This is a genomic window from Corynebacterium sp. Marseille-P4321, from assembly GCF_903645305.1.
Classification (GTDB): Bacteria; Actinomycetota; Actinomycetes; order Mycobacteriales; family Mycobacteriaceae; genus Corynebacterium.
In genome coordinates this window covers 578,139-602,111 of sequence record NZ_CAHJXO010000002.1, presented here as the reverse complement: position 1 = coordinate 602,111, position 23,973 = coordinate 578,139, and the positions used below count along the sequence as shown (strand labels likewise).

25 protein-coding genes, 1 tRNA gene and 2 pseudogenes are annotated in these 23,973 nt (G+C 60.6%); 7 read left to right on the top strand and 21 right to left on the bottom strand.

Features of this window, described 5'->3' with window-relative positions:
- Positions 1 to 72: 72 nt before the first annotated feature.
- From HWX32_RS08215 to HWX32_RS08205, 3 genes are all read left to right on the top strand, one after another.
- Complete coding sequence (locus HWX32_RS08215) at positions 73 to 3,057, top strand: UPF0182 family protein (protein WP_175935463.1); 2,985 nt, start codon at positions 73 to 75, stop codon at positions 3,055 to 3,057.
- Positions 3,058 to 3,167: 110 nt separating this feature from the next.
- Positions 3,168 to 3,953 carry a glucose 1-dehydrogenase gene (locus HWX32_RS08210; RefSeq protein ID WP_175935462.1) on the top strand — a complete coding sequence of 262 codons (786 nt, stop codon included), beginning with the start codon at positions 3,168 to 3,170 and terminating at the stop codon, positions 3,951 to 3,953.
- Between the two features lie 98 nt (positions 3,954 to 4,051).
- Positions 4,052 to 4,125: transfer RNA gene (locus tag HWX32_RS08205), tRNA-Met, on the top strand.
- Positions 4,126 to 4,332: 207 nt separating this feature from the next.
- On the opposite strand, the pseudogene HWX32_RS08200 reads toward HWX32_RS08205, so the two are convergent.
- Both HWX32_RS08200 and HWX32_RS08195 read right to left on the bottom strand, forming a co-directional pair.
- A pseudogene (locus HWX32_RS08200) lies at positions 4,333 to 4,521 on the bottom strand (IS256 family transposase); the annotation flags it as partial.
- A gap of 123 nt (positions 4,522 to 4,644) precedes the next feature.
- Positions 4,645 to 4,956, bottom strand: a complete 312-nt coding sequence (locus HWX32_RS08195; RefSeq protein WP_075465865.1) for a transposase family protein — start codon at positions 4,954 to 4,956, stop codon at positions 4,645 to 4,647.
- A 232-nt stretch (positions 4,957 to 5,188) separates the two neighbouring features.
- On the opposite strand from HWX32_RS08195, the gene HWX32_RS08190 reads away from it, so the two are divergent.
- The gene (locus HWX32_RS08190) at positions 5,189 to 5,587 is read left to right on the top strand and encodes an SHOCT domain-containing protein (RefSeq protein ID WP_075465863.1); all 399 of its coding nucleotides are present in this window, start codon (positions 5,189 to 5,191) and stop codon (positions 5,585 to 5,587) included.
- Positions 5,588 to 5,716: 129 nt separating this feature from the next.
- On the opposite strand, the gene HWX32_RS11255 is transcribed toward HWX32_RS08190, so the two are convergent.
- The 10 genes and pseudogenes from HWX32_RS11255 to HWX32_RS08150 all read right to left on the bottom strand — a co-directional run bounded on the left by HWX32_RS11255 (position 5,717) and on the right by HWX32_RS08150 (position 13,303).
- A complete protein-coding gene (locus HWX32_RS11255) occupies positions 5,717 to 6,043 on the bottom strand; it encodes a hypothetical protein (protein ID WP_075469440.1) in 327 nt (108 codons plus the stop codon).
- Positions 6,044 to 6,048: 5 nt separating this feature from the next.
- Entirely contained in the window at positions 6,049 to 6,498 is a 450-nt protein-coding gene (locus tag HWX32_RS11250; protein WP_254868345.1) for a hypothetical protein, read from the bottom strand.
- A gap of 394 nt (positions 6,499 to 6,892) precedes the next feature.
- Positions 6,893 to 7,210, bottom strand: a pseudogene (locus HWX32_RS11420) (relaxase/mobilization nuclease domain-containing protein); the annotation flags it as partial.
- Positions 7,211 to 7,320: 110 nt separating this feature from the next.
- Positions 7,321 to 8,670, bottom strand: coding sequence for an IS256 family transposase (locus HWX32_RS08180; RefSeq protein WP_175935461.1), 1,350 nt, complete (start codon positions 8,668 to 8,670; stop codon positions 7,321 to 7,323).
- Between the two features lie 218 nt (positions 8,671 to 8,888).
- Positions 8,889 to 9,302, bottom strand: coding sequence for a plasmid mobilization relaxosome protein MobC (gene mobC / locus HWX32_RS08175; protein WP_131820180.1), 414 nt, complete (start codon positions 9,300 to 9,302; stop codon positions 8,889 to 8,891).
- Positions 9,303 to 9,539: 237 nt separating this feature from the next.
- Complete coding sequence (locus tag HWX32_RS08170; RefSeq protein ID WP_075469437.1) at positions 9,540 to 9,851, bottom strand: hypothetical protein; 312 nt, start codon at positions 9,849 to 9,851, stop codon at positions 9,540 to 9,542.
- Positions 9,852 to 9,953: 102 nt separating this feature from the next.
- Positions 9,954 to 12,167: a Rep family protein gene (locus HWX32_RS08165; protein ID WP_131820178.1), complete on the bottom strand. Its 2,214-nt coding sequence runs from the start codon at positions 12,165 to 12,167 to the stop codon at positions 9,954 to 9,956.
- Positions 12,140 to 12,550: a hypothetical protein gene (locus tag HWX32_RS08160; RefSeq protein WP_131820177.1), complete on the bottom strand. Its 411-nt coding sequence runs from the start codon at positions 12,548 to 12,550 to the stop codon at positions 12,140 to 12,142. Before HWX32_RS08160 ends, HWX32_RS08165 begins: the two co-directional genes overlap by 28 nt.
- 2 nt (positions 12,551 to 12,552) lie before the next feature.
- Positions 12,553 to 12,759, bottom strand: coding sequence for an AlpA family transcriptional regulator (locus HWX32_RS08155; RefSeq protein ID WP_242648341.1), 207 nt, complete (start codon positions 12,757 to 12,759; stop codon positions 12,553 to 12,555).
- A gap of 154 nt (positions 12,760 to 12,913) precedes the next feature.
- Positions 12,914 to 13,303, bottom strand: coding sequence for a hypothetical protein (locus tag HWX32_RS08150; RefSeq protein WP_175935460.1), 390 nt, complete (start codon positions 13,301 to 13,303; stop codon positions 12,914 to 12,916).
- A gap of 56 nt (positions 13,304 to 13,359) precedes the next feature.
- On the opposite strand from HWX32_RS08150, the gene HWX32_RS08145 reads away from it, so the two are divergent.
- Positions 13,360 to 14,607, top strand: coding sequence for a site-specific integrase (locus tag HWX32_RS08145; RefSeq protein ID WP_254868343.1), 1,248 nt, complete (start codon positions 13,360 to 13,362; stop codon positions 14,605 to 14,607).
- Between the two features lie 165 nt (positions 14,608 to 14,772).
- On the opposite strand, the gene HWX32_RS08140 is transcribed toward HWX32_RS08145, so the two are convergent.
- The 6 genes from HWX32_RS08140 to HWX32_RS08115 all read right to left on the bottom strand — a co-directional run bounded on the left by HWX32_RS08140 (position 14,773) and on the right by HWX32_RS08115 (position 19,314).
- A complete protein-coding gene (locus HWX32_RS08140; protein ID WP_175935459.1) occupies positions 14,773 to 15,459 on the bottom strand; it encodes a type 1 glutamine amidotransferase domain-containing protein in 687 nt (228 codons plus the stop codon).
- Positions 15,460 to 15,575: 116 nt separating this feature from the next.
- Positions 15,576 to 16,583, bottom strand: coding sequence for a hypothetical protein (locus tag HWX32_RS08135; protein WP_175935458.1), 1,008 nt, complete (start codon positions 16,581 to 16,583; stop codon positions 15,576 to 15,578).
- Positions 16,584 to 16,705: 122 nt separating this feature from the next.
- Complete coding sequence (locus tag HWX32_RS08130; protein ID WP_075469432.1) at positions 16,706 to 17,158, bottom strand: hypothetical protein; 453 nt, start codon at positions 17,156 to 17,158, stop codon at positions 16,706 to 16,708.
- Between the two features lie 82 nt (positions 17,159 to 17,240).
- Complete coding sequence (locus HWX32_RS08125; protein ID WP_175935457.1) at positions 17,241 to 17,789, bottom strand: hypothetical protein; 549 nt, start codon at positions 17,787 to 17,789, stop codon at positions 17,241 to 17,243.
- A gap of 14 nt (positions 17,790 to 17,803) precedes the next feature.
- Positions 17,804 to 18,238 (bottom strand): hypothetical protein, encoded by a 435-nt coding sequence (locus HWX32_RS08120; protein ID WP_131820175.1) that lies wholly within the window; start codon positions 18,236 to 18,238, stop codon positions 17,804 to 17,806.
- Positions 18,235 to 19,314, bottom strand: coding sequence for a ThiF family adenylyltransferase (locus HWX32_RS08115; protein ID WP_254868342.1), 1,080 nt, complete (start codon positions 19,312 to 19,314; stop codon positions 18,235 to 18,237). The genes HWX32_RS08120 and HWX32_RS08115 overlap by 4 nt, the downstream gene beginning before the upstream one ends.
- 58 nt (positions 19,315 to 19,372) lie before the next feature.
- On the opposite strand from HWX32_RS08115, the gene HWX32_RS08110 reads away from it, so the two are divergent.
- Positions 19,373 to 20,263 (top strand): 3-hydroxyacyl-CoA dehydrogenase NAD-binding domain-containing protein, encoded by an 891-nt coding sequence (locus tag HWX32_RS08110; protein ID WP_175935456.1) that lies wholly within the window; start codon positions 19,373 to 19,375, stop codon positions 20,261 to 20,263.
- Here HWX32_RS08110 and HWX32_RS08105 read toward each other — a convergent pair whose 3' ends face one another.
- Genes HWX32_RS08105 through thiO form a run of 3 tightly spaced genes read right to left on the bottom strand, consistent with a single transcriptional unit; the run spans position 20,264 to position 22,298 of the window.
- Positions 20,264 to 21,049 carry a thiazole synthase gene (locus HWX32_RS08105; RefSeq protein WP_175935455.1) on the bottom strand — a complete coding sequence of 262 codons (786 nt, stop codon included), beginning with the start codon at positions 21,047 to 21,049 and terminating at the stop codon, positions 20,264 to 20,266. It lies immediately after the preceding gene.
- Between the two features lie 2 nt (positions 21,050 to 21,051).
- Entirely contained in the window at positions 21,052 to 21,246 is a 195-nt protein-coding gene (thiS, locus tag HWX32_RS08100) for a sulfur carrier protein ThiS (protein ID WP_075469426.1), read from the bottom strand.
- Positions 21,243 to 22,298 carry a glycine oxidase ThiO gene (gene thiO / locus HWX32_RS08095; protein WP_175935454.1) on the bottom strand — a complete coding sequence of 352 codons (1,056 nt, stop codon included), beginning with the start codon at positions 22,296 to 22,298 and terminating at the stop codon, positions 21,243 to 21,245. The genes thiS and thiO overlap by 4 nt, the downstream gene beginning before the upstream one ends.
- Positions 22,299 to 22,638: 340 nt before the next feature.
- Between thiO and HWX32_RS08090 the strand changes: the two genes are divergently transcribed.
- A complete protein-coding gene (locus HWX32_RS08090; RefSeq protein WP_175935453.1) occupies positions 22,639 to 23,937 on the top strand; it encodes an HNH endonuclease signature motif containing protein in 1,299 nt (432 codons plus the stop codon).
- The last annotated feature ends 36 nt before the right edge of the window (positions 23,938 to 23,973 follow it).

The following is a 23,973-nucleotide window of genomic DNA, read 5'->3' as shown; positions in this document are numbered from 1 at the left end:
GCAGTTTCGGCCGTTGAACTCTTTAAGGTAGAAGTTTAATTGCGCCCGCACCACGAATACTAAGGAGCTGGATTGGCTACCCGCCTCAACCGCCCACAACCACGCGCGAGCAAGCCTAACCCGGGACTGTGGATCACTATCGGTGTCCTCGGTGTCTTACTGTTGGTCTTGCCTATGCTGATTAATCTGTACACCGACTTCCTCTGGTTCGGTGAGCTGGACTTCCGCGGGGTGTTTAACCGCGTGGTTGTCTCCCGCGTGGTGCTGTTCATCGTCTTCGCCCTGCTCGGCGGCGGAATCACCTGGCTCGCAGCCTGGTTTGCGTGGAGGGGCAGGCCGGACGAGACGGAGGATGTGTTCTCCGCTAACGCGCAGTACCGGGCCAGGATGCAGCAGTCCGTCCGCGGCCTGCTCGTGTGGGTGCCGGTCATCGCCGCGGTGATGACGGGTATCGCGGGGCAGGGCCTGTGGCGAATCTTCCTGCTGTGGTTCAACGGCGGCTCTTTCGGTACCCAGGACGCGGAATTTGGGCGTGACTTGGGCTTCTACGCGTTTACACTGCCGGGTATCTCGGTGGTAGTGGACACCCTTTCCGTGCTGCTGCTCGCCGCGTTCATCATCGCGGTGGTCGCGCACTACCTGCTCGGCGGGATCCGCATTGGCAACAACGTTTCCGGGCGCAGCGGTTTCATCTCCAAACCGGCGCGCGTGCAGCTCGCCGTCACGGCGGGGCTGTGGATGCTGGTCAAGGCGATAAGCTACTGGTTGGAGCGCTACTACCTGCTGTACTCCGAGAACGACATTTTTACCGGCGGGTCCTACACCACGGTGAACGCAATGCTGCCCGCGAAGATCATCCTCACGGTGGTCGCGGTGCTGGTTGCCGCGGCCTTCTTCGCGTCCATCGTGTACAAGGACTTCCGCGTGCCTGTGCTGGCTACCGTGTTGATGCTGCTGTCCTCCATCGTGGTGGGCAATGTGTGGCCCGCGCTGCTCGAGCAGTTCTCGGTTAAACCGAACCGCCAGGCGAAGGAATACGAATACATCGGTCGCAACATCGAGGCCACCCGTCACGCTTACGGCCTCACGGATGACAAGGTGAACTACCTGGAAAACTGGGGCTCGGGCGCCACCTCGAACACCGATGTGGCGAAGGACGCGGCGACGATTTCGAACCTGCGTCTTTTGGACCCGGACATTATTTCCCCGACGTTCACGCAGAACCAACAGCTGCGTAACTTCTACGGCTTCCCGGACCAGCTGGCCATGGACCGCTACGAGGTGGACGGCGAGATGCGCGACTACGTGGTCGCGGCGCGCGAGATGAACCCGAACGCGTTGAGTGAGAACCAGCGCGACTGGATCAACCGCCACACCGTGTACACCCACGGCAACGGTTTCATTGCGGCACAGGCGAACACTGTGGACGAGGCGGCGCAGGACGCCGGCTCCACCCGCGGTGGCCTGCCGATCTTCACGGTGTCCGACCTGCAGACGAACGCGATCGCCCGCGAGAACGACGACGCCGAGGAACTCGGCATCCGTGTTGAGGAGCCGCGCATTTACTACGGCCCCGTCATCGCGTCCGCCGAGGATGGTCTGGATTACGCCATCGTCGGCGACAACGGCCAGGGTGCAGTGGAGTACGACACCGATACGTCCACCTACACCTACGCCGGTGAAGGTGGCGTAGAAATTGGCAACTGGGTCAATCGAACCGCGTACGCGATTAAGTACCAGGAGCTGAATTTCCTGCTGTCGGACCGCGTTGGAAGCGAGTCCAAGGTGATCTACGACCGTGACCCGCGCCAGCGCGTGGAGCGGGTGGCGCCGTGGCTGACCACGGACTCGAAGACGTACCCGGCCGTGATCGACGGCCGCGTGAAGTGGATCGTGGACGGCTACACCACGCTGTCGCAGCTTCCGTACTCCACCCGGACCTCGCTGTCCGACACCACGCAGGACGCCCTGAACCCGGACGGAACCACACAGCGTTTGGTCACGGACAATGTGGGCTACATCCGCAATTCTGTGAAGGCCACAGTTGACGCCTACGACGGCAGCGTGGACCTCTACGCCTTCGACGAGAGCGACCCGGTGCTCAACGCGTGGATGGGCGTCTTCCCAGACACGGTGAAGCCGGAGAGCGAGATTTCCGATTCGCTGCGTGAGCACCTGCGCTACCCGGAGGACCTGTTCAAGGTGCAGCGTGAATTGCTCGCTCGCTACCACGTGGATGACCCGGGCGTGTTCTTCAACAACGACGCGTTCTGGTCCGTGCCGAACGACCCGACTGCGCCGGAGGACCGCGAGCAGCTCAACCAGCCGCCGTACTACGTGGTGGCCGCTGACCCGGAGACGAACGAGCCCTCGTTCCAGCTCATTACCCCGTTCCGTGGCTTGAACCGTGAGTTCCTCTCCGCGCACATGGCCGTCAGCTCCGACCCGGAGACCTACGGCCAGATCACGGTGCGCGTGCTGCCGACCAACACGCAGACGCAGGGCCCGAAGCAGGCGCAGGACGCGCTGATGTCCTCCGACCAGGTCGCGCGCGACCGCACGCTTTGGGAGGGCACGAACGACCTGAAGAACGGTAACCTGCTCACCTTGCCCGTCGGCGGCGGCGAGATTCTCTACATCGAGCCGATCTACTCCCAGCGCAAGGACCAGGAATCCGCATTCCCGAAGCTGCTCCGCGTGCTCGTGTTCTACCGCGGACAGGTGGGCTACGCGCCGACCATCTCGCAGGCGCTGAGCCAGGTGGGCATCAACTCCGCGGCCGCCCAGGACATCGACCTGGTGGACGAGGACGCGCCAGACACGCGCGACGAGGAGAACATGGCGTCTCCGACGCAGCCGGGCACAGAAGAGTCCGAGGGTGACGGCGAGGCCGATGAGGCTCCGCAGGCGCCGCAGATCAACCGCGACGACGCGCTGAACAACATCAACGATGCGCTGCGCAACCTCGAATCCGCTCGCGACGGTTCCTTCGAGGAGTACGGCCGCGCACTCGACGCGCTCGACCGCGCGGTGGCCGAGTACCAGAACGCCAATTAGCAGCCCCGCAAGTAGCGCACCCGACAGAAATCCCGCTGCCGGGTGCGTTTTTCGTCCCTACACTGGGACATGTACGACGCGATCAACCCTATTAGGAGGGCGAGAAAATAATGGCACGTTTCGAAGGCAAAGTCGCACTGGTTACCGGCGGCGCATCCGGCATGGGCGCGGCAGACTGCCGTCTCTTCGTCGAAGAGGGCGCGAAGGTGGTTATCGCTGATCTGAACGAGGAGATGGGGCAGAAGCTTGCCGACGAGCTGGGCGACGCCGCCATCTTCGTCAACCTCAACGTTGCGGACGAGGAGAGCTGGAAGAACGCCATCGCGGCCACGAACGACGCGTTTGGCCGCCTAGACATCCTGGTGAACAACGCCGGCATCCTGCAGCAGACCGGCATCGACGACACCACCCTCGAGCAGTTCCAGAAGATCATGGCCGTCAACGTTGACGGCGTGTTCCTCGGCATGAAGTACGCCATCCCGGAGCTGCGTAAGCAGGGCGGAGGTGCGATTATCAACATGTCGTCCACGGCCGGCCTCGAGGGCCAGGTCAACGCCACCGGCTACGTGGCTTCCAAGTGGGCCGTGCGCGGCATGACCAAGACCGTGGCGGCCGACGTGGCGGACGAGAACATCCGGATTAACTCCGTCCACCCGGGCGCGATTGCCACCCCGATGACTGCGGCCACCCTGTCGGCGGACTCCCCGCTGCCGCTGGCCGCGGCAAACCGCCCGGCCGTACCGGAGGAGGTGGCGAAGGTTGTGCTCTTCCTGGCCTCCGACGACGCGTCCTACATGAACGGCGCGGAGCTCGCAGTCGACGGCGGCCTGACCCTGGGTGCCTCCAAGCACATCTACGGCATCCTGGCGCAGCTGGGCCAGCAGCAGGAAGGCTAAAACGTTTGGTTAACAGGTGATTTGGACCTGTCGGGCAGCGTGGTTATAGTAGTCCACGTTGCCTACACGGCAGCAGGTGAAAATCACATATCACCCGACGCGGGGTGGAGCAGCTCGGTAGCTCGCTGGGCTCATAACCCAGAGGTCGTTGGTTCGAATCCAGCCCCCGCTACTAAGATAAGGCCCCTACCAGTGCAAATGCTGGTAGGGCCTTCTTCATTATGCGCTCGGATCGCCATTTGGTGCACTACGTGGTGCACTAGGGTCAAAATCCTGCCCAAACGGAACTGCGACGCTCCACCGAAGCGGCGCAGGTTTTCGGGTTTAAGTAGCAAAAAGTGTGTCCGGTCGGCGTGTCGTCGGTCGAACACTTTGCTTGCTATTTCATGGGGCCTTTTCTGATTCCTATCGAGTGGTTGTATTCGGTTGGGATAGCGTTGTCGTAGAAGGCTGGTCGTCCTGTTTCTTGGTCGGCTTTGTTGTGGTCTTCTTCGACAAGGTCGTTGACTTTGGCGAGTTGGTCTTGTCCGAAATTGCACTGCCTGGCGATCGTGAGTGGATCGTCAGGTCCGTCTAAGAGTCTCACGCGGGTGCAACGGTGAGGGGTGTAGAGAACGCACGGTGGGCGGTTGCGAATAAGTGACCACGCTGGCAGCCGAGAGGTACGAGCGATGAAAGATCAGCTCGAGCATTAGCGAACGTACTGACGTCGCTTTATTAGGTGTACTGACCGGGTACGTTGCGGGCACGCCGGTTCGGCGCACCGCCACAGCCGCTTGCGCCACACCAGCAGCACCGGCCGCCCCGCCGAGGGGATGTCACGCACCAGATGCTCACGCCGGCCGTGGGCCACCGCGACCACCCCGCACCGCGGGCACCCGGTCACCGACTCGGAGGCCTCCACCAGCAGCTCCAGCTCACCGCCGTACTCACCGGCGGCAAGCACCACCAACCCCGAGATGCCGAGCATCGCAGCGGGCAGGACGGTAGCCTCAACACTCACCTGGGACTCCTCTCGATCCGTTGCTTGGTCGCTACGAATCGTGGAGTCCCAGGTCCGTCTTCACCAGCCCAACCCGGTCAGCGCGTCGCAACCCGGCTACCACGCTTGGTGAGGAAGATCTGCTAACGTGGTTCGGCGACGGCCCGGGCACGTCCTTGTTCCTAACCGTCGTGCGCTGGGGTCCGCGTGGACCGCTCGGCCAGCGTCCATCCAGTCAGGAGGCAGTCAGCAGATGTTCGACGACAACGGCTCATTCCTACTCGCCATGTTCGAGTTCTTCATCTTCTTCGCATGGTTCATGTCCCTGTGGTGGATCTTCGGAGATCTCTTCCGCAGCAAGGACCTCGGCGGCTTCGCGAAGGCGCTGTGGGTGGTGTTCATCGTCGCGCTGCCGTTCATCGGAATGCTCGCGTACCTGCTTGTTCGAGGCCGGGGGATGACCGACCGCACGGTCGAGGCGCACCAGGAGCTCCAGCAGCGGCAGGAGGAGTACATCAAGTCCGTCGCCGGCGGCTCCGCCGGATCGAGCCCGACCGATGAGATCGCCTCGGCGAAGGCCCTTCTCGACTCGGGAGCGATTACCCAGCAGGAGTTCGACCAGATCAAGGCAAGGGCGCTCTCCTCGGTCTGACCCTGGTCTGCTCCCTCGCCAGCCGCAGCGTCGCGGTCCGAGGGCGAAGAAGTACCGTTCTAATGACAACACCCCGCAGGGAAACCTGCGGGGTTATTTTTGCTCACGTCGCATTCCACGCGCCACTACTCAGTCTAAAAGGCCAACATCGCGATCATTCTCTCGCTGTTGTTGATCCTGCTGCTGTCTCCGCCGTGCCGTGGCGCGACGCAGCCCGTCGAGTCGCCGCTGGTTCTCACCGACAGTACGCAACATCTGATCGCGACCGCGCGAGTTACGCACCGGATTGACACGAGGCAGCACATACGCGTCGTGATCGCGGGCGACGGAACCATCATCGTCAATCAGATGATCGAGAAACTCAGCGTCAGTACCGTCAAACTCCGAGCGCTGGAATCGCCGAAATTCATCGTCCATCACGCGCTGTTCGAGGAAATCAAAATCGACCTGCCGCATATTCTCTACCGAGCTGTCGGGCGACCACGGCGCGGGAGCACCGGCTTGTCGAGACGAGGACGGCCCCGCTGCGGGCGCGCCGCTTCGTTCAGTGGGTTGCCGTTGTCGGCTTCCAGCCTGCTGCGCATCTCGTTGTGCTTCGCTTCGGCTTCGGCCAACTGACGCTTCATCTTCTCGTCGAGGCCGACGTTGTCGAAGATCTCGTTCATTCTCGCCTGAACGACCAGCTCCGCCTGGTTCTCGCTCATCTCCAACAGCTCGTCCTGTTCCGCCATCGTGAACAGTGTCGGCAGTTGCTTCTGCTGCTGCTGCTGCGGCGGGGGCGGTGTCGTTGCTGGTGTCGGCGAAGATTTCGGGGTATCGCTCGTGCAATGACGATGCTCCGTCAGCACCTGCGGTACCGACGGCTTGATCTGCTGGCGTGGCTGTAGGTTCTTCTTGCGCTTCTTGGGCATGGTAGTTCTCCTGTTGTGTTTTGATTTGCTGTTGCTGAATGACCTGCTGGTACTGCTGTTGTAGCTGCTCAATACGTCGTTCTACGGCTTCAAGCGTGTAGTCCTCCTTACCGAGGCGCGAGCCTGTACGCTTCGTCGAGCGCGAGCCGCGCGAGGTCGCATAGCGGACTGGTTCGCCGTCGTCGTCGACCAGGGCGTAGCTGGTAGCCGTCACATCATCGCGGTTGTTTTTCTTATGAGTTGTTACGCGGAAAGACACGCTGTATTCGGCGGCGAGGTCCTGCACTACTTCCAGACCGTCTGAGACCGTTGTAGCAGCGGCTACGCGGGGGTCTGACAACACTGCATCCACCCGCTGCGTCATCTCCGCGCGCCAGTTGTCTTTAGTGATTTCCGGCAGTGGTACACCGCGAAGGTTCGACTGTTGCGATTGCCCCTGATGCCCCTGATGCCCAGGTTCGTAAACCTCAAGGCCGAGGTCACGCATCACTTCGTCGTTTACACGACTTACACGGTAAAAATTCCGAGCATCACGCGGTGTTTTACCGGTCACGCGGTCGTGATTGGCGATGATGATGTGGTTATGAAGGTGGCCGCTCTCACTGTCGGTATGCGTCGCCACTACCACATCCGAGTTCGGCGCGATACGGCGCGCGAGTTCTTGACCGGCGAGATGTGCGAGCTGAACATCGAAGGGGTTATCTTTGTCCAATTCATCGGGATGGAAATTTTGGAAAACATGCTCCGCCTGATTTTCACGTCGAGGGTGCCGAGCAATCTCAGTAACGAGGGTGTCCGATTCTTTGTGTGCGGGGGCTTGGTTTACAAGTAGTCCGCGAATCGGTCTGGGTAGGCCACGGCTAGTTGGTTGATGGCTTGTTTCCAGCCTATGGCTTTCGCCCCTTCAATATAGCCGTTGCATTCGATATCCCGCTTCGCCTTCTTCGCCCGCTGGGCAGCGCGCTTGTCCTCGATGTTGCAGATCATCAGCCACAGCGTTTTCAACGCCGCGGTGTCGTTCGGGAACTGCCCGCGGTTGCGGGTGGCTTTACGCAGTTCAGCGTTCAGTGATTCGATCGAATTCGTGGTGTAGAGCACCCGGCGGGCTGCCGGCGGGAACTGCAGAAACGGCACAAACCGATCCCACGCGTCGCGCCACACCTTCACCGACTGGGGGTAGCGCCGCCCAAGCTCAGATGCTTCGAACGCGTCCAAGGCGGCACGGGCGGTGTCCTCGTTGGCGGCCGTGTAGACCTCACGTAGCGCACGGGAGACACCTTTGCGGTCCTGATACGACACCCACCGGTTCGCAGCTCGAATCAGGTGCACGATGCAGGTCTGCACCATCGAATTCGGCCAGGTCGCTTCCACCGCATCGGGCAAACCCTTAAGCCCGTCGCAGCACACGATGAACACGTCCTGGACGCCACGGTTGGCCAGATCCGCGCAGACTGATGCCCAAAATGCGGCACCTTCGTTATCGGCGATCCACAATCCCAGGATGTGCTTGATGCCGTCCATGTCCACACCGACAGCCATGTAGCAAGACTTGTTGACCACGCGGTGGCCATCACGGATTTTCACGCGCAGCGCGTCGAGGAAGATCACGGGGTAAAACTCGTCCAACTGGCGGTGTTGCCACAGCATCACCTCATCGAGTACCGCGTCGGGGATCGTACTGATGGTATCCGGGCTCATATCCACACCCAGGGTGGTTGCAAGGTGGTGCTGGATATCACGCACCGTCATCCCGCCGGCGTACAGCGAGATGATCATGTCATCGAGTTCAGTGAGCCTGCGCGCGCCTTTGGGCACCATCTGCGGGCGAAACGTTCCCGCCCGGTCTCTCGGCATGGTCACTTCGATTGGGCCGTAGCCGGAATCGACGGTCTTGGTGTACGACCCGTTGCGGTGGTTGCCGCCACCAGAATCTGTTACCTGGGCTTTCGCTTTGCGGTCGGAGTGTTCGTAGCCCAAATGGGCATCCATCTCCGCCTGCAGGCCGGCGTTGATCGACGCCTGCAAAAGCCCCTTGACCAGCTCACTGGCGTCGTCGGTGGAGGTAGACAGCTCCCCGATGAGCTTTGCGAGCTCGGGGTTATCCATCAGCTTCTCGCTGATCTCGTTGACCCTCGCCGGGTCATGGCCTTTCTTCGGTGACACCGTAGTCATTATCGGTGAAACTCCTTCAGATCAGAGCCTCACACACAAACTTCCTGACACCCTCTCAGTAACAGTATCTCTGACGAATTGCATCGGCGTAGCGTTCGGTGTCGCGCTGACGACCGAGTACGCCGCCGCGCGCACATCGTCGTTGCGCATGTTCTCGTACGTGCCGTACACCGCGTACACAGTCGCAGCGCCGACACTTTTCGTTCGATGAATTTTCACTACCGACATGTGTCACTCACCCGCTTTTCGAGTAAGCGCAATTCGTCGTTCACACACGCGAGTGCTATCTCAATTTCGAAAGGATCGGGGTCGTAGCCGTCAATCAGCAGTTCAGCCGTGAGCGCGTTCGCGGCACGCACGAGCTGATTCACATTCGTTCCGATGCGGTTGACTTCTTGTGTAAGCCACGCGAGTTCCTGACGCGTCTCCGGCGGCAGTTCTCGTAACTCTTCAAACACTGACGGCGGCACGCGCCCTGTCAACGAGTCGAGCGCTAGGCGCACAACTTCCGCCGTCGGCAATTCCATTCTGTCGGCCAATGCACGTAAGTAATCGGCGCGTTCTGCATCGAAGCGACACGTTAGTCGCAATGCGTCTAGATTCTGTCCAGTCATGATTTCATCTGCTTTCACTTTGTAACTCTTCGTATTGCCGCTACGCGGCGAGGCGGCTACACCGCTGGCGCGATCTAGCCGTGACTTACTTACCCCGCACGCGTTGAGCGATTACCGTCCCGCCGAAACTTCGTTGTCGTCGGGCACTGGTAATCGTCAAAGACGGCGTGGCAAGTAAGTGGCAAGCATCCCCTTCAGCACCGCTCCGCGGCACTGGGGGAGCTTGCAAGGGGCTGGCCGCCCCCTTGACCCCGGCTAGTACGTCGTCGCTGTCGCGCCGCCGTAATCGGCCTCCGGCGCATACGCACCGTCGTCGTCCGGGCCGTCATCTTCGGCTTCATCGAGCGGGTCGATAATGCCAAGATGCGCGGCAAGTTCCACGACTGTCTTATTCAGAAAGTCGCCGTACTTTTTGCCGCCGGTGGCAGCATCGCGAAACGCTTCGCCGCAGAGACGGTTCATCTCCGCTTTTTGTTCGCGCTCTTGCTCCGCTGCGCGGCGCTTCTCTTCTTGAATCTTCCGCATACGGGCTGCGGCTTTTTCGATCTGGTTTGTCTTGACAGACATGAGGGGGTTGAGTCCTTTCAATTTCTGATATTGACGTGATGGGCAACACGCGCGCAGGCGCGCGTGTTGCACCAGGGGGCGCGCGTTGGCGCTCGAAACGACTCATGACACATCACCGCCTGCGCTGATCGCGGCGATGATGCGTTGCAGTTCGTCGTCGGTTACTGCGCCGGTGGCCCAAGTACCCCGGTTGATGACTTCTACTGCTTGATCGGCGTTGATTACGTTCTGTTCGAGACTGACCCGTACGGCGCTGTTAGCAAGTACGGCGCTGTAGCGCTGCAAACGTTGCGGCTCGCCCGCCGGGTACGCATCGGTGCTTTCGCTGACGATGCGGAGAATGACGCGATCGTTGGCAGATACCCGTACTTCGAGATTCTTGCGGTCTTTGTCGTCGTCGGTGCCGGCCCTGCGCCAGATGTAGATTCTGCCGTTGCTGGTGACACATAATTGTCGCGAATCGGCTGGTTCTCCGGTGACGAGTACGTCATTTGATACCGCCGTATGTACCGAGGCCGGAGACGCGTCTAGCGCGCCTGTAGTACGCGTTGTGTGGCCGATAATGCTGTAGGCCAGCGACGCGGAGTAGTTCGTATACGTGCCATCGAGATTCTGCACCTGCAAAATACGATGTTGCTGGGTGTTCTCCGTGCCGTCGAGCAGCCACGCGCGAGGCGGCGCGGCGGGGTTCGCGCAAATTGCCGTGCAAAGAAAATCCGTCGGCGAAAAATACTCGCTCTCCTTTGAACCTGCGTTGGTGAAGTCCATCGGCGGCGGGTTAATCCGCGTGGTCTGCGCGGCGACCGGCTTACCTACATGAGCGAAATCAGCAAGTAGCGTCTCTGCATCCTCCGTCGGCGCGTTCGGATCGCCGTCGAGAATTTGCTTGATGATTTCCACAACCGGCGCGACGGTCTGCGCTTCGATCTGCTTGATCGTCGTGGCACGCTCGTCCGGGTCTGCGATGTTCTTCGCTCGGCGGAGCAGCCCTTCCAAGTCCTGGAAGAATGTACCGAGCGTGATGTACTCGAAGTAATCGCGGGTGCCTTCGAGATACCCCTTGTTCAGGAGTACCGTGAATCGTCCCTTTTCTACGACGAGAACGATCGGAAAACGGCGATACGCCTGCTCTTTGCCTTCCGCCTTGTGCTTGCGCCCCTGGCTGTTTACAAACTCACCTGCAAGGGCGGAAAGAAAATCATCAGGTTCGTTTTCGCAAGTGAGGATGTTCAGCTCCGGGGCGAGCGGTGCGCTGGCGTATTTGATGTTGACTTCTACGCGATCTTCTTCCTGCGGATAAGGCGAGAGGGCGTTATACACCGCACCGGGGTGCCCCAAGGCGTGAATGAGTGACACTGGGCGAATGTCACCCCAAATCACGCACCGCTGACCGTCGTAACCTTCAAAAACGACGCCGTCCGATTTCGTCTTGAACGCCAATATCTCAAGCGCATGGGCAATCGCGAAAGCGATTAGGTCCTTACCTGAACCACCCTTGCCAGTGATAAGCACATTGACGACGCGCGACGGTAGCGGCCGATGCCGCAGATAGTCTGCACGCAATTTCTTGAGTTGCGTCAAGACCTTCGGCTGCACGTAGATTTCCCGATAGTCGCGGCGGACGTCGTCCGGGGTCATCTCACCGTTCGAAACAGCCACGAACAGATCGGTCAGGCTGGCCACCTGCTGCTTGCGACGGTCTTTGAGCTTGTCGACCTTGGCCCAAATATCCGGGTCATTCGATGCGACTTCGTCGCGGTCGTAGAGGTGCTTACCCTTGTCCTCTTGGTCAGGGTGTTCATGTGTGAGGTATTCGCAGAGATAGGGGTACGCCTTAACCGACTTAACATCGACATTCTGAGGCGGCACACCAAAAGCGCGGGCAATGCTCGCTAACGTTGCCTGGGATTTACGGAGAACAACGATGTGAACATGAGCGGGCTTCAGATCACCGACCTGCGCGCCTTCTGGTGCATGGCCGTTAGCAATGTCTTCTTCCGAACAGGTGTCAGCGTCGTGCACGATGTAGGCCCAGAGCGTCATGCCCTTTTTGGCGCAGGCGCGCTGTACCTGCTCTAACGAGAAGATCTCTACGCCGTTGTAATGCGTGTACTGCATGATGGTGAAGCAACGGCCTTGCAATTTCTCTGCGTAGGCGAGTTTTCCGCCTTCCTTGTACGGGCAGTCGTCGGTTCCTACACGTCCAAGCAGCTGCAGATTTTCGTGCAATTTTGCGAACTCTGCGGACTCTGCTGATTTGCCCGGTGGCAGCGCTAGCTTCGTGTGAGTTACGACACTTTTTGGGAAATTTCGCACGCTGCACCCCCTTCGCAGCAACGGAATCCGCCAAAAACGACAGTTTCTGTTGTTTTCTTCGCTGAGCGCCCTACCTGCACTGTTGCGGCAAAATCGACAAAATCGACAGTTGCGAGGGCGCGGGACACAAGCCCAAGGTCCCGCGCGCGCGTTCGCAGCTCAGAGATGTTTTTTGATCGCCGAACCTTCGAAAAGAAGTTTGAAGAACGACAAAACAACGGTAGTTCTGAGAAAAGTTTTTTGCCGAGCCGAAATCTGGCGCGCGGTTGTTTTAGTTGCGAATTTATCGATTGTGGCTCAACGTCATTTCGCGTAGGCTTGACAACGAAGTTGTCCTTATGTAGCTCCGCTGTTGCCGCAGCGGGGTTTTTCATTTTCAGCATGACTACGCAGCACCACCGATCGTGGGCTGTGCGTCGAGCCAAGACTCAATATCACTGACGCGATAGAGGACGTCCTTGCCGAGTTTGACGTAGCGGGGGCCGCGACCTTCCGCTCGCCAATTAGCGAGAGTGCCGCGCGACAGCCCGAGCATTTCAGCGGCGGTTGAGGGCTTTACGGACAGGCGGGGAATATCTTCATGGATATTCACAGTGGGTTCTCCAGACGTGGAAAAACAGCCCCAGCCTGCGCAGTTCGCGCTTAGGAGCTATTCTTCATGTCCGGTTCTAAATCGTTAACCCACTTACTTCGAGGACGGAACCTCGCTGGCGATACCCGGAAGGCTGAAGATCATTTTAGATCATTCAGGACCATTTGAACAGGGGTGGAAACCGATCGTCAAAGGGGAGATCAGTCGCCGACGATGTGCCCCAGTGAGTGCCGGCGTAGGCCGACGGGGCTGCTCCGGGTTGAAGGCCGGGCGCGGGCAACTCGCCGTATTCAAGCTCGCGTAGCCGGTCGGACAGCCCCTTCTTTAACGCCGTGAGTTCGCGTTTGGCAGAAGCGAGCGCGCTATCACCATGCGACGCCCTGATGTCAGCACTCAGCTCCTTAAGGCGGGCGTTGATCGTCTTGAGTTCACGCGCGAGGGCGGCTCGCTCAGCCTCGCACTCTTCCTGAGGTGTTGCCCCATCACTGAGGCGGCGCTGCATTAGTTCGGAGGAATCCCAGCAGGCAGGTCGTGGCGTGTTCATGACCAACAGTTTACCAATATTCGAACCTATACAAAAGTGGTGCTATAGTTTTGTGCATGGCGAAGAAACAGCAAGCATCACGCGCACCCCTTCAACCGGGAGAAAATTCTGTTGAGCGCGTCCTTGACACACTCACGCGAGGACCGTTTGACGCATTCTTCACTGTCAAGAACTGGGAAGGGCGCCCCAAACGATTACATGTTCGCGCGGCAACGAAGGGCGAATTTCGGGCTAAGGCCAAAGAATTGATCGACGAGTATCTCAACACGTCCACGAGTAGCTGGACGAAGGCAAAACGTATTACAGCCTTCATTGATGAAGTGAGCGAACCGGCCGTGAAAGCAGCGCGCCTAAGGCCTAACACAAAGAAACGCTATGAACTGGCGCTATCGCAGCTGCGCCGGCAGCTAGATGGCCTAACGATCGGCGATGCCGTGCGGTTTAGGACTCTTGAAAAGGCGCTGCAGGACATTGGCCGTGACCACGGTGCTGAGTCTGCGCGACAGGCACGCACAGTGTTAAGTAAGTACGTCCTTGACCAGCTGATTCGCGAGGGCATTATCGACCACAACCCGCTGAGGGGTATATCCATTGACCTTGGCGATACGCGCAAGGGGAGCAAGCCCGCACAGTCTCACGCGCTCACAGATGCACAGTACGACGCAGTGGTTGATCACCTTGTAGAGCGCGATACCTCGGGGCCGATCCCACCGGGAACAGACAGGCGGCACACGTCGATCAAGAAGCACGAAGTTACGGTGGCACTAGCGATTCTCCAAGCTGGTACGGGTCTGCGTATTAGCGAAGCGCTCGCCCTTACCCGTGAGGACGCAATTGTCACGCAGGACTCACTTGCGGTAGCGGTGCAGGCGGAACAGTCCAAAACGCACCGGGGGCGCACGGCGCCAATGCTGGACCCTCGGTGCGAAGAGTTCTGGCGAGAGCGAATCGAAACAATTGGTCCCGGTGATCCGCTTATCCCGGCGCCGGGGGATGTGCACTCGCACTGGCGGACGGATAATGCCGTCAAAGCGTGCGCGGCGCTCTACCGGGATATCGGCTCCCGGCTTGAAGACGAGACTGTTGCAGCCATGAGATCTCACGCCTGGCGCACGGTACTCAATAACCGCGCGATCGCTCGCGGAGTTCCCGCTGAGATCCGCAGCGCCTTCTTCGGTCACACCGAAGCAATGAACGCTCGAAACTACACGGACCTCACCGACGTTTCGGCCATGCAGTCGGCGCTTGCGGGTGGTGCACTAGACGGTGCACTGGGGGGCATGATTCTGAATGATTCTGAATGATTCCCAATGATCGTTTAAGTCCATGAAATGCGAGGTTATCTACCGATAACCCCTGATAGGCACGAATGTGATCCGATAACCCAGAGGTCGTAGGTTCGAATCCTGCCCCCGCTACCAAATGTGATGCAAGATGGGGCGTCTCCGGTTGGAGGCGCCCCATCTTCGCTATTTCTGGTCCGCGAGCTCGAGTACGGCTTCACCCACACCCGTCGCGCTCATCGGGTTCTGGCCGGTGACCAACTTGCCGTCCACAACCACGTGCTTGGTCATAGGAATGCGGGCCTTGTCGTACTCCGCGGATTCCTCAGCCAGCTTTTCTTCTAGGGAGTAGGGGACCTCGTCGGCGCGGCGTGCGAGTTTTTCTTCGGAGAAGGAGTAGCCGGTGGCACGTTTGCCGTCGAGAAGCAATTGCCCCGATGCGAGCCGCACCCCGAGCAAACCCGCAGGGCCGTGGCACACGGCGGACACAATCTTGCCGGCGTCCGCGAAGTGGGCGACTGCGGAGTTAACTTCCGGGGCGTCGAAGTCGAAGAGGGTGCCGTGCCCGCCGATGAGGTAGATGCCGTCGTAGGCATCGAGGTCAACGTCGGCGATCGCCGGGGAGTCGTCGAGCGCGGCCATGAACTCCGGGTCCTCGTAACGCTTGTTGGTGCCGCCGAGCTGGAGCACCGGCGGCTGGAGGCTCACCGGGTCGAGCGGGATGACGCCGCCGCGCACGCTCGCGAGGTCGACGCTGTGGCCGGCTTCGGTGAGCACGTCGTAGAAGTGGGTGTACTCGCCGAGCCACATGCCGGTGCGGAGACCGGAGCTTTCGTAACGGTGGGCGCTGGTGGAAAGGGCTAGAAATCGCATGCGCCCTTTTTACAGGATCGCGGTGGTGGGCTGCCGGGGCTCGACAAAATGAAAAACCTGGTGACCGTGAAACCACCAGGCTGATTTGATGAGTGGCGACTCATCCAGGGGACGCGTTAGAACGGCAACGTGATCCCCAGTTGCGGTGCGAAGAACGAAGCCGCGCCAACGAGTGCTGCGATTGCTGCGATCACACCCGCGACGATGCCGATAATCTTGCCGGTCTCGGAGCTGCCCTCATTGTCAGTGTCGTCGGTGTCGGTGGTGTTTACCGGTTCGACCTTGTCGTCCTCGGCAACCTTGTCCTCGATGGCCTCGGTTTCGGCACCAGTCGTCTCAGTGTTGGTGGCGGTTGGTGTTTCTTGGCTCTCGTTGTCGCCATCCTCAGACGCGCTGGCAGTTTCGCCATTCTCCAGCGACGCAATGCAGTCGTTCAGGGACTGCAGGTAGTCTTCGTACACGAGCTTGGCGTATGTGCCACTACTGATGTGGAGCTGGCCCATCGTCGCCATGAAGTCGTCGCCGAGGCGCATATTATCTTCGCCTGCCCGGATCGTGCTGTTCGCTTCTTGAATTCCGGAGTTCAGATCTTCAATGATCTGATCACCCTTAAAACTATCCCTCAGCGGGTTCTCGCCATCCCACCATTCGCTGTAGTCAGCTTCGTAAAGTTTGTCGGGATTTGTCGGGTCGTAGAACTTCGGTAGAGCTATAGCGGTCGGAGTGAATGAGTTCATACCAAACGCGCTTACGAGCGTATATGCGTTCTCGAGGAAGTTAGGGTTGTTGTAAGTGAACTGAAGACCTGCCTCCTTCGCGTACTTCGGGTACGGAGAGTTCTTCACGAACTCGTTGTACCACTGCTCGCCAGGACGGAGCTTCACGAAGCCCTCAGGATCGAGGTTCTTATCTTTCTTGGAGGTCGGGGCGTTGAACAGGCAAACTTCGTTCTCCGGCAGCTCGTTGAACGCCTTGGAGGCAGTCTCGCCGGTGATTTTGGCCGGCACGAACCACTGGTAAGGCTCAGAATCGGTGCCCGTCGGGGCCGCCTCGGTGGTGGTAGCCGTGGCAGCAGCGAAGATGACAACAGCGCCAAGTGCAGCTGCGGTGAGTTTGCGTTGCATAGTTTTACCTCGGGAAATGCGAAAAGTGTTGAAGGATGCTTGAAGTGTAATTCAGCTTCTATGGGTCCGCATTCCGAGCGAAGAAAAAGGGCGGGATTGCTCCCGCCCCGGTCGTTTCAATCTTAGGTGCTGTGTTTGATTAAAAGGGTGTCCACCAGCTCGGTGAGGTCGCTGGGCACTGCTGCTTCGAAGTCCCCGGGCTGTTCGCTGTCTGCCTCCGCGGAACCGGCGTCTTGCAACTGCGCGTCGAGCATCCGCGTCAACCGCGCGATATTCAGTTGGTGGGCTCCGTCCAGAGCCGGGTTGTCGATCGCCCGCACCCATCCGGTGGCGTAGAAGACCGGCATGTGGAGCCGGATGGAGTCCGCTTGCAGTCCGCCGATCGTTGTCTGCTCCGAGCCGAGTGCGTTGTCCACGTACCCGATGGTGCACTCTCGCACTGCGCCGTCGGGGCCGAGGTCCGGGCCGGTCCGATCATCAGCGCGTTGCGCGATCTTTGTCAAAATTTTCAGTTCTCGTTCGGTGAGCGACGGGACTTCAATGCATTCGAATGCTGCCCGCAACACTTCGCCCAAGGGCGCCTCCTTTATTCGGTTGTGCTGGAACGAGGACGCAATGTACCACGTCCCTACGAAACCGGGAGGCGAATCTCGAAAACTAGAGCGAAGAACCGCGCGGGATAGAGGATCCGCGGATTGGCGAGTTAAAGCCGGTGACCTTGCGGTCTTGGATAAACATGTCGTTGATTTCGCCGACGCGCATCATGCGGTTTAAGCCCCGGTCGCCGATGTAGAAGTTGCCCCTGTGGTCGGTGAACACCACCTGGGAGCCGTAGCGACGCATCTGCAGGTTGCCCATCGGGGCGGCACCGGCGAAGGTGTTCTTCGGCAGACAGTTCCATGCGTCCCAGGTCACAGAGTTCATCGCGTTGGCCTCGCCGTACTTCGCGTTGCACTGGTGGCCCGGCATCCGGTCGACCAGAGAGATGCACTGCACGAAGTCTTGGCCATTGATGTTGTACACGCCGCACCGGGCCGTGTTCTGCACGTTGGAGAAAGTGGCGTAGGGGGCTTGCTTGGGCAGCTGGCGGTAGGCGGCTGGCCATTCGACACCGCCCGGGTTCCACGGGGTTGACCAAGCGGTGGCGGTGCCGGTGCCTGCCACCAGGGCGGCAGCGGCGGTGATGGTGGCAAGAAGCTTTTTCACGGTTGAAACCTTACTTACAAGTCGAACAGGACGGTGTTGGCGGAACCTGCGCGTACCAGTGCGAGCCGCGCGGTGTCGAACACGTACAGGTTGCCGGAGAAGCCCTGGAGCACGTATGCGGAGCCGTGTGAGCGCACCTGCAGGGGGCTCATCTTTTGGGGCTGGTAGGAAAGGCCTTGGTTCCAACACTTTCGGCCCACGAACTTTTCCTGGATGGCCACCGCGGGAATGAGCTGCCCGGCTGGGTTACATTCGGACTGGGTTTGCCGCGCGGTGTCGCTCACGCACAGGGTCTCTGTCACTCCGTTGCTGAACGTGGTGATCTCGCAGCGCACGTTTCCAGCCGAGTTGGACACTGTGAGCGTGGACTGCGCAACCTGGGCGTTAGCCGCCGGGGCCGCGAGCGTAGCGGCAAACGCCACGGAAACAACGACAGGTGTATATTTCATGCTTTCGTTATACCCCAGCGATTCGCCCCGCCAGGCAGAGAGCGCAAAGTGATGCCGGATTGTTGCGCAAGGGCTGCATGCTTATCGACGAACCCCCGCGAGCGCACCCCGCCCGCGCAATACACCACCACATCCCCGGGGCCGAGTTCGGCGAACACTTCGGTGACGCGGTCCAGTTGCGACAGTGGCAGGTGGACGGACGGGTAGGGCAGGTCGCAGATTGCGCGTTCGTGGGGTTCGCGGATGTCGAGGGCTTGGGCGGTGCCGGAGCGGAGCTCGTCGATAAGCGATTGTCCCTCCAGCGAGCACGCCTCGGAGTAGGTGGCGAACTGCGTGGTGAGCGCGCGGCCCGGATCGCGTGCGACGTTGAAGTGGCGGATGGAGGCGGTCATCGCGTCGTACATGTGTAGTCTGCCGACGTCGGCGCGGCCGGTGAGAAAACGCACGACCTCGGTGGACATCAGCCCGCCGACAACGCTGGTGGTCACACCGAGTACGCCGGCGGTGGCGCAATCCGGCACCGAATCCGGATCCGGCTGGGAGGGGTAGAGATCGCGCAGACCCACCCCGTCGTCCGGCGCGCCGGGGCCTGTCCACCAAGTGGCGACATCGCCGCGGAAGCGCAGCACCGAGCCCCACACCAGCGGCGTGCCGGTGATCTCGGCGGCGTCTGCGGCGAGGAACTTTGTGGCGAAGGTGTCGGAGCCGTCTATGAGCACGTCGATACCCGCAAGCGCGCCGACAATATTGTCTTGCGTCAGGCGCGCATCGACCGCCTTGACCTCGATGTCGGGCTGGAGCTGCCTGAGCTGTTCCGAGGCGACCTCGACCTTCTTGCGGCCCACATCGTCCGCGCCGAACAGGATCTGGCGGTGGATGTTGGACAGCGCCACGGTATCGTCGTCCCAGACCTCGATGTACCCCACCCCGGTCGCGGCGAGCGTCTGCATCACGGGGCAACCCAAGCCGCCGGCACCGATGACCAACACACGGGCGCGGTGGAGCTGCTCCTGCGCCTCTGTCCCAATGAGTGTCATCTGCCGGGCGGTGCGTTGAAGTTCCTGCTTGGTGAGCATGTATACCGTTCTACCAGGGGCGCTGCGACGCATCGGCGGCGGTGGAACAATTGTTGGCATGGATACGAACACGATTGCAGTCATTGGGTACGGCACCATCGGCGAATCCTTCGCCAAGCTTTTCGCGGAGAACGGATACACGGTGAAGGTCACCGATGTGCGCGACGACATCGACGAGCTCATCGCCAAGACGAACGCCGGACTGGCTGAGGGCTCGCCGCAGATTCAGAAGGCAGACTCCGTCGAGGAAGCCGTTGCGGATGCGTTCCTGGTGCAGGAAAACGGCCCGGAGAAACTGGACTTCAAGCAGGAGATGGCGAAGACCGTCTACGGCGCAAACCCGGAGATCATCTACGCGTCATCGTCCTCGGCGCTGCTGCCCAGCGACATCGCCTCGGTGCTCGATGACGCGCAGGCCGCCAAGGTCCTCATCGCCCCCCCCTTCAACCCGCCGCACCTTCTGCCGCTGGTTGAGCTGGTGCCTGGCGAGCGCACCTCGAAAGAAACCTTGACCACGACGCGGGAGTTCTACGAAAAGATTGGCAAGGCCGCCGTGACCCTGAACAAGGAGATCGAGGGCTACATTGCCAACCGCTTCCAAAAGCGCATCTTGGATGAGGCGATGTACCTGCTCAACGAGGGCATCGCGTCGCCGGAGGACATTGACAAGGCGATGAAGAACTCCCTCGGTATCCGCTGGTCCGTGGTGGGCCCGCTCGAGGCTGTGAACCAGACCACCCCGAAGGGCATTAGCTTCACTCTCGACTTTCTGAAGCCCTCGTTTGAGAAGATCGACGACCTGAAGGCCTACGACTACGGCGGCGAGGACGCCAAGCGTGCGGCCGCTATGGTCGAGGAAGCCTACGGCAAGGGCTACACCCCGGAAGCCGCTGAGAAGCGCAACACCTACCTGAAGCGAGTTTCCGAGGCGCTCGAGGGCCGCGAGTAACTACAGCACTGCGTCTTCCCAGTCTGCCAGGCCTTCGAAGGTGGAGGAGGCCACGGCGTGCTCGCGCTTCGGAATGCGCCCGGCAGCCTTCGCAAGACGGCCCGCCTCCACCGCGTGCTTCATGGCCTGCGCCATCGCCTCCGGGTCCTGGCAGCGGTTCACGGCGCTGGCCAAAAGCACGCCGGAGCAGCCGAGTTCCATTGCGAGGGCGGCGTCGGAGGCGGTGCCCACGCCAGCGTCGATAAGCACCGGCACTTGCGAGCGCGAGCAGATGAGCTCGATGTTGTGCGGATTGAGGATGCCCAGGCCGGTGCCGATGGGGGAGCCGAGCGGCATCACGGCGGCCGCGCCGAGGTCTTCCAAACGCTTCGCCGCAACCGGGTCATCGGATGTGTACGCAAGCACGGTAAAGCCTTCGTCCACGAGCATCTCGCAGGCGTCGACGGTTTCCACCACGTCGGGCAGAAGCGTGTGGTCGTCCGCGATGACTTCGAGTTTCACCCAATCGGTGCCGAGCGCCTCGCGCGCCAGCTTCGCTGTAATCACTGCGTCGCGCGCGGTGCGGCAGCCAGCAGTGTTTGGCAGAGGCACGATGTTGAGGCGTTTTAGTAGGTCAAAGACGGACTCGCCTCCTGCCTGGGTCTGCGTGGCATAACGCCGCATGGCCACTGTGGTCAGCTCCGTGCCGGAGGCCACAAGAGCGCGTTCGAGCATGTCCATGCTGGTGGCGCCGCCCGTGCCCATGATCAGGTGCGACGCGAACTGCTTGCCTGCAATCTCCAGCACGTTTACCCTCCTTGGACTGCGGTGAGGATGTCTACCACGCAGCCGTCGTCAAGCTTTGTGCCCCACTGCGAGCGCGGCACAACGTCGCCGTTGACCGCTACCGCTGTGCCTGCCTCGGGCGCGCCTGTTTCGCGCACGAGTTCCTCGACGGTTTCGGCCTGTGTCGATGCGGCCTTGCCGTTGATCGTGATGTTCATTGGTGCCTCCTTGGGTTGCAGGCTGTTAAGTCTATCGAGGGCTTTTGCTTATCGACGAGCTCCGCCCCACACCTCGCCCCCAACGCCGCCAACAGAATCCCGTGACGAAAATATCCTGTGGAGACAACCGTGCGTTCGTCGACGCGGCCGAGATACGGCAGGTCGTCGGGCGTGCCCGGGCGAGCGCCGGCGCCAACTTCGACCAGGTCGCACTCTTCGAGCGCCGGTACCAACTCGATGGCGTCGCGCAGCAGTTGGTGCACGCCCTGGACCTGCGGTTTGGCGCGGCCATCCTCGCGGGTGGTGGCGCCGATGGTCAACGTGTGGTCTTCGCGCGGGATGAGGTAGACGGGGCGGTCCTCCACGAACCCACGCACCACGTGGCTGAGCAGCGGGTATTGGTGCTCCGGCACTCGAACGTTAAGGATATCGCCGTAGACCGGGCGCAGGTTGAGGCCGTTCACCAGTTCCTTCGCCCCGAGTCCAGCTGCGACGAGCACCTGATCCGCGTCCACGGTGCCCAAGTCCCTGATGTGTTCCGCGACGAAGTGCACGTCGGCGGCCCGGCAGGCGTCGATAAGCGCACGCGTAAACAGCCGCGGCTGGACCTGATGGTCGCTTTCGATCCGCACCGCGCCAGCGACGGCGGGGGAGAGGGCTGGCTCGAGTTTTCGCGCCTGACGCACCGTGACTTTTTCTACTTCCATGCCGAGCGTGGCCTGGTACGCCTGCAGCTCGGCGAGGTGGGTGCGGTCGGCCTGGTCGCGCGCGACAACAAGCGTTCCGTCGGTGCGGTAGCCTGTCGGCTCGTCCGTGTATTTGCGGGCGAGCGCAATGAGCTCCGGGTACCACTCGCCAGCGGCGCGCATGAGCGGGAACAACGGGTCCTGCCGATACACCACCTCCGCCGTCGGGGCGAGCATGCCGCCCGCCCAGTGCGAGGCCTGCGACGCCGGGGCCGGGTCGTGGACGGTGACCCTATGGCCTTTGTCCGCCAAGGTGAGCGCAGTTGAGAGACCAATGATGCCAGCGCCGACAACGGAGATTTTCACAAATACTTAGGGTAGTCCGAGCGGGGCGACTGTCGGTTCGTGGGTGCGTACCCACTACTCCGCAATGCGGAGTGCAACGCAGGGCGAAATATTTGGTTCGTACCCACTACTCCGCAATGTGGAGTGACTGGTACATGGAAAGGTTGGTGCGTACCCACTACTCCGCAATGCGGAGTGCTTTGCGCGGCGGGATTCAAAGGGGCGATTGCGCATGCGATAAAGCGTTTTTAAACAACGAGTTATAAACCCTAAAAGTGCAGGTAGAAGACGTGTCGGCGCGGGTGTTAGTGTTCTGCATATCGAACAGCAGAACCACATCTCGCCAAGGGGGAATCCAACCATGACCGCCACCATCGCAGCTCCGCCGGGAAGTAATCTCGCCGAGGCCTCGCTGAGCCAGATCGAGGACACGTTTATCAAGCTCACCCGCGGCAAAGCCGACCTGCTGCGGCAAATCAGGCACTTCGAGGAGGCGGGCCTCGCGCGGCTCGCCGGGGCTTCCTCAACGGCCCACGCGCTCATTCGGCGGTTGGGGATCAGTGATTCCACGGCATACGAGTACGTGAACATCGCGTGCCGCCTCGGAACTTTTCCGCTGCTTGAGCAAGCCTTCGGCGCCGGCGAGGTCAGTTATTCGAAGGTGCGTCTCGTCCTGCCGTACATCACCGAGGACAACGAGGCGGAACTCGTCGAGCTTGCACGTGAACTCGGCTACCACGAGCTAGAGATTGCGCTGGTTGGACGCAAAAAGAACGGCGATGGGGAAGACAGCGGGGACGGCAGCTACCTGCGCATCAAGAAGACAGACACAGGCGATGTGAAGTTCTGGGGGCAACTTAATCCAGTCAACGGCGCGGCTTTCATTGCCGGGTTGAAGCTCGGTGAAATCAGCTGGAACGGGGTCGACACCATCGACGAAACGGCAGAAGAGGGGCAGTTGCTTGACGACGATGCCCTGGACCGCGCCATGGATAAAGCTGCAGCCGTAGAACCAGTTAGACCTGCCCGGCAAACGGCATCCGGCTTCGGCTTGCCGATTGGAAAACACCTGGTTCACGCATTACTGGGCATGGTGCATATGGTGCGCACGAAGCCGACCGACGCGCTGCTCACGCCGGCGGCGCATGTGAACATCATTGTGACCAAAGACGGGCGGGCCTATATGCCGAACAACATCGGGGCGCCCTCGCAGGCTCTGGCGAATATCGTGGCCAACGCGGCGTTGCGACAGAACATCGTGGACGAAAACGGCCTGGTGATTAAGACTGGACGCAAGTTCCGGCTCGCCACACCGGCGCAGATAAACGCCCTGCTCGTGATGTGGGGGAGCCAATGCGCTGCACCCGGATGCACCCACACCCGTTTCTTGGAGATGCACCACCTCGAAGAGTGGAACAACGCCGGACACACGGATCTAGAGAACCTGTTGCCACTGTGTTCCGCCTGCCACTCGTTGGTCACGGACGGCTACATCAAGATCCTGCGCGACGAGGACGATCTGCACTTTGTGTACGGCGACGGCTCCCGGTTTGTCTCCCGTAACTACTCGCTGCCGAGGCGCAACGACGACGCGGTAACGATGGGCGAATTCTGCGACATGATCGACGCCGAGGACGGGTTTGGCGATGTCGGGGTGTAGCCAATTTCATTACCGTGGTTGGTGTACGCCTTTGAA

Coding starts and splice junctions, on each gene's coding strand:
- HWX32_RS08170 (WP_075469437.1), bottom strand. CDS start 9,851: ATGTCTGTCAAGACAAACCAGATCGAAAAAGCCGCAGCCCGTATGCGG.
- HWX32_RS08120 (WP_131820175.1), bottom strand. CDS start 18,238: ATGAAATATACACCTGTCGTTGTTTCCGTGGCGTTTGCCGCTACGCTC.
- HWX32_RS08190 (WP_075465863.1), top strand. CDS start 5,189: ATGTTCGACGACAACGGCTCATTCCTACTCGCCATGTTCGAGTTCTTC.
- HWX32_RS08180 (WP_175935461.1), bottom strand. CDS start 8,670: ATGACTACGGTGTCACCGAAGAAAGGCCATGACCCGGCGAGGGTCAAC.
- HWX32_RS08110 (WP_175935456.1), top strand. CDS start 19,373: ATGGATACGAACACGATTGCAGTCATTGGGTACGGCACCATCGGCGAA.
- HWX32_RS11255 (WP_075469440.1), bottom strand. CDS start 6,043: ATGCGGCAGGTCGATTTTGATTTCCTCGAACAGCGCGTGATGGACGAT.
- HWX32_RS08140 (WP_175935459.1), bottom strand. CDS start 15,459: ATGCGATTTCTAGCCCTTTCCACCAGCGCCCACCGTTACGAAAGCTCC.
- HWX32_RS08090 (WP_175935453.1), top strand. CDS start 22,639: ATGACCGCCACCATCGCAGCTCCGCCGGGAAGTAATCTCGCCGAGGCC.
- thiS (WP_075469426.1), bottom strand. CDS start 21,246: ATGAACATCACGATCAACGGCAAGGCCGCATCGACACAGGCCGAAACC.
- HWX32_RS08210 (WP_175935462.1), top strand. CDS start 3,168: ATGGCACGTTTCGAAGGCAAAGTCGCACTGGTTACCGGCGGCGCATCC.
- HWX32_RS11250 (WP_254868345.1), bottom strand. CDS start 6,498: ATGCCCAAGAAGCGCAAGAAGAACCTACAGCCACGCCAGCAGATCAAG.
- HWX32_RS08115 (WP_254868342.1), bottom strand. CDS start 19,314: ATGCTCACCAAGCAGGAACTTCAACGCACCGCCCGGCAGATGACACTC.
- HWX32_RS08160 (WP_131820177.1), bottom strand. CDS start 12,550: ATGCTGAAAATGAAAAACCCCGCTGCGGCAACAGCGGAGCTACATAAG.
- HWX32_RS08135 (WP_175935458.1), bottom strand. CDS start 16,583: ATGCAACGCAAACTCACCGCAGCTGCACTTGGCGCTGTTGTCATCTTC.
- HWX32_RS08145 (WP_254868343.1), top strand. CDS start 13,360: ATGGCGAAGAAACAGCAAGCATCACGCGCACCCCTTCAACCGGGAGAA.
- HWX32_RS08150 (WP_175935460.1), bottom strand. CDS start 13,303: ATGAACACGCCACGACCTGCCTGCTGGGATTCCTCCGAACTAATGCAG.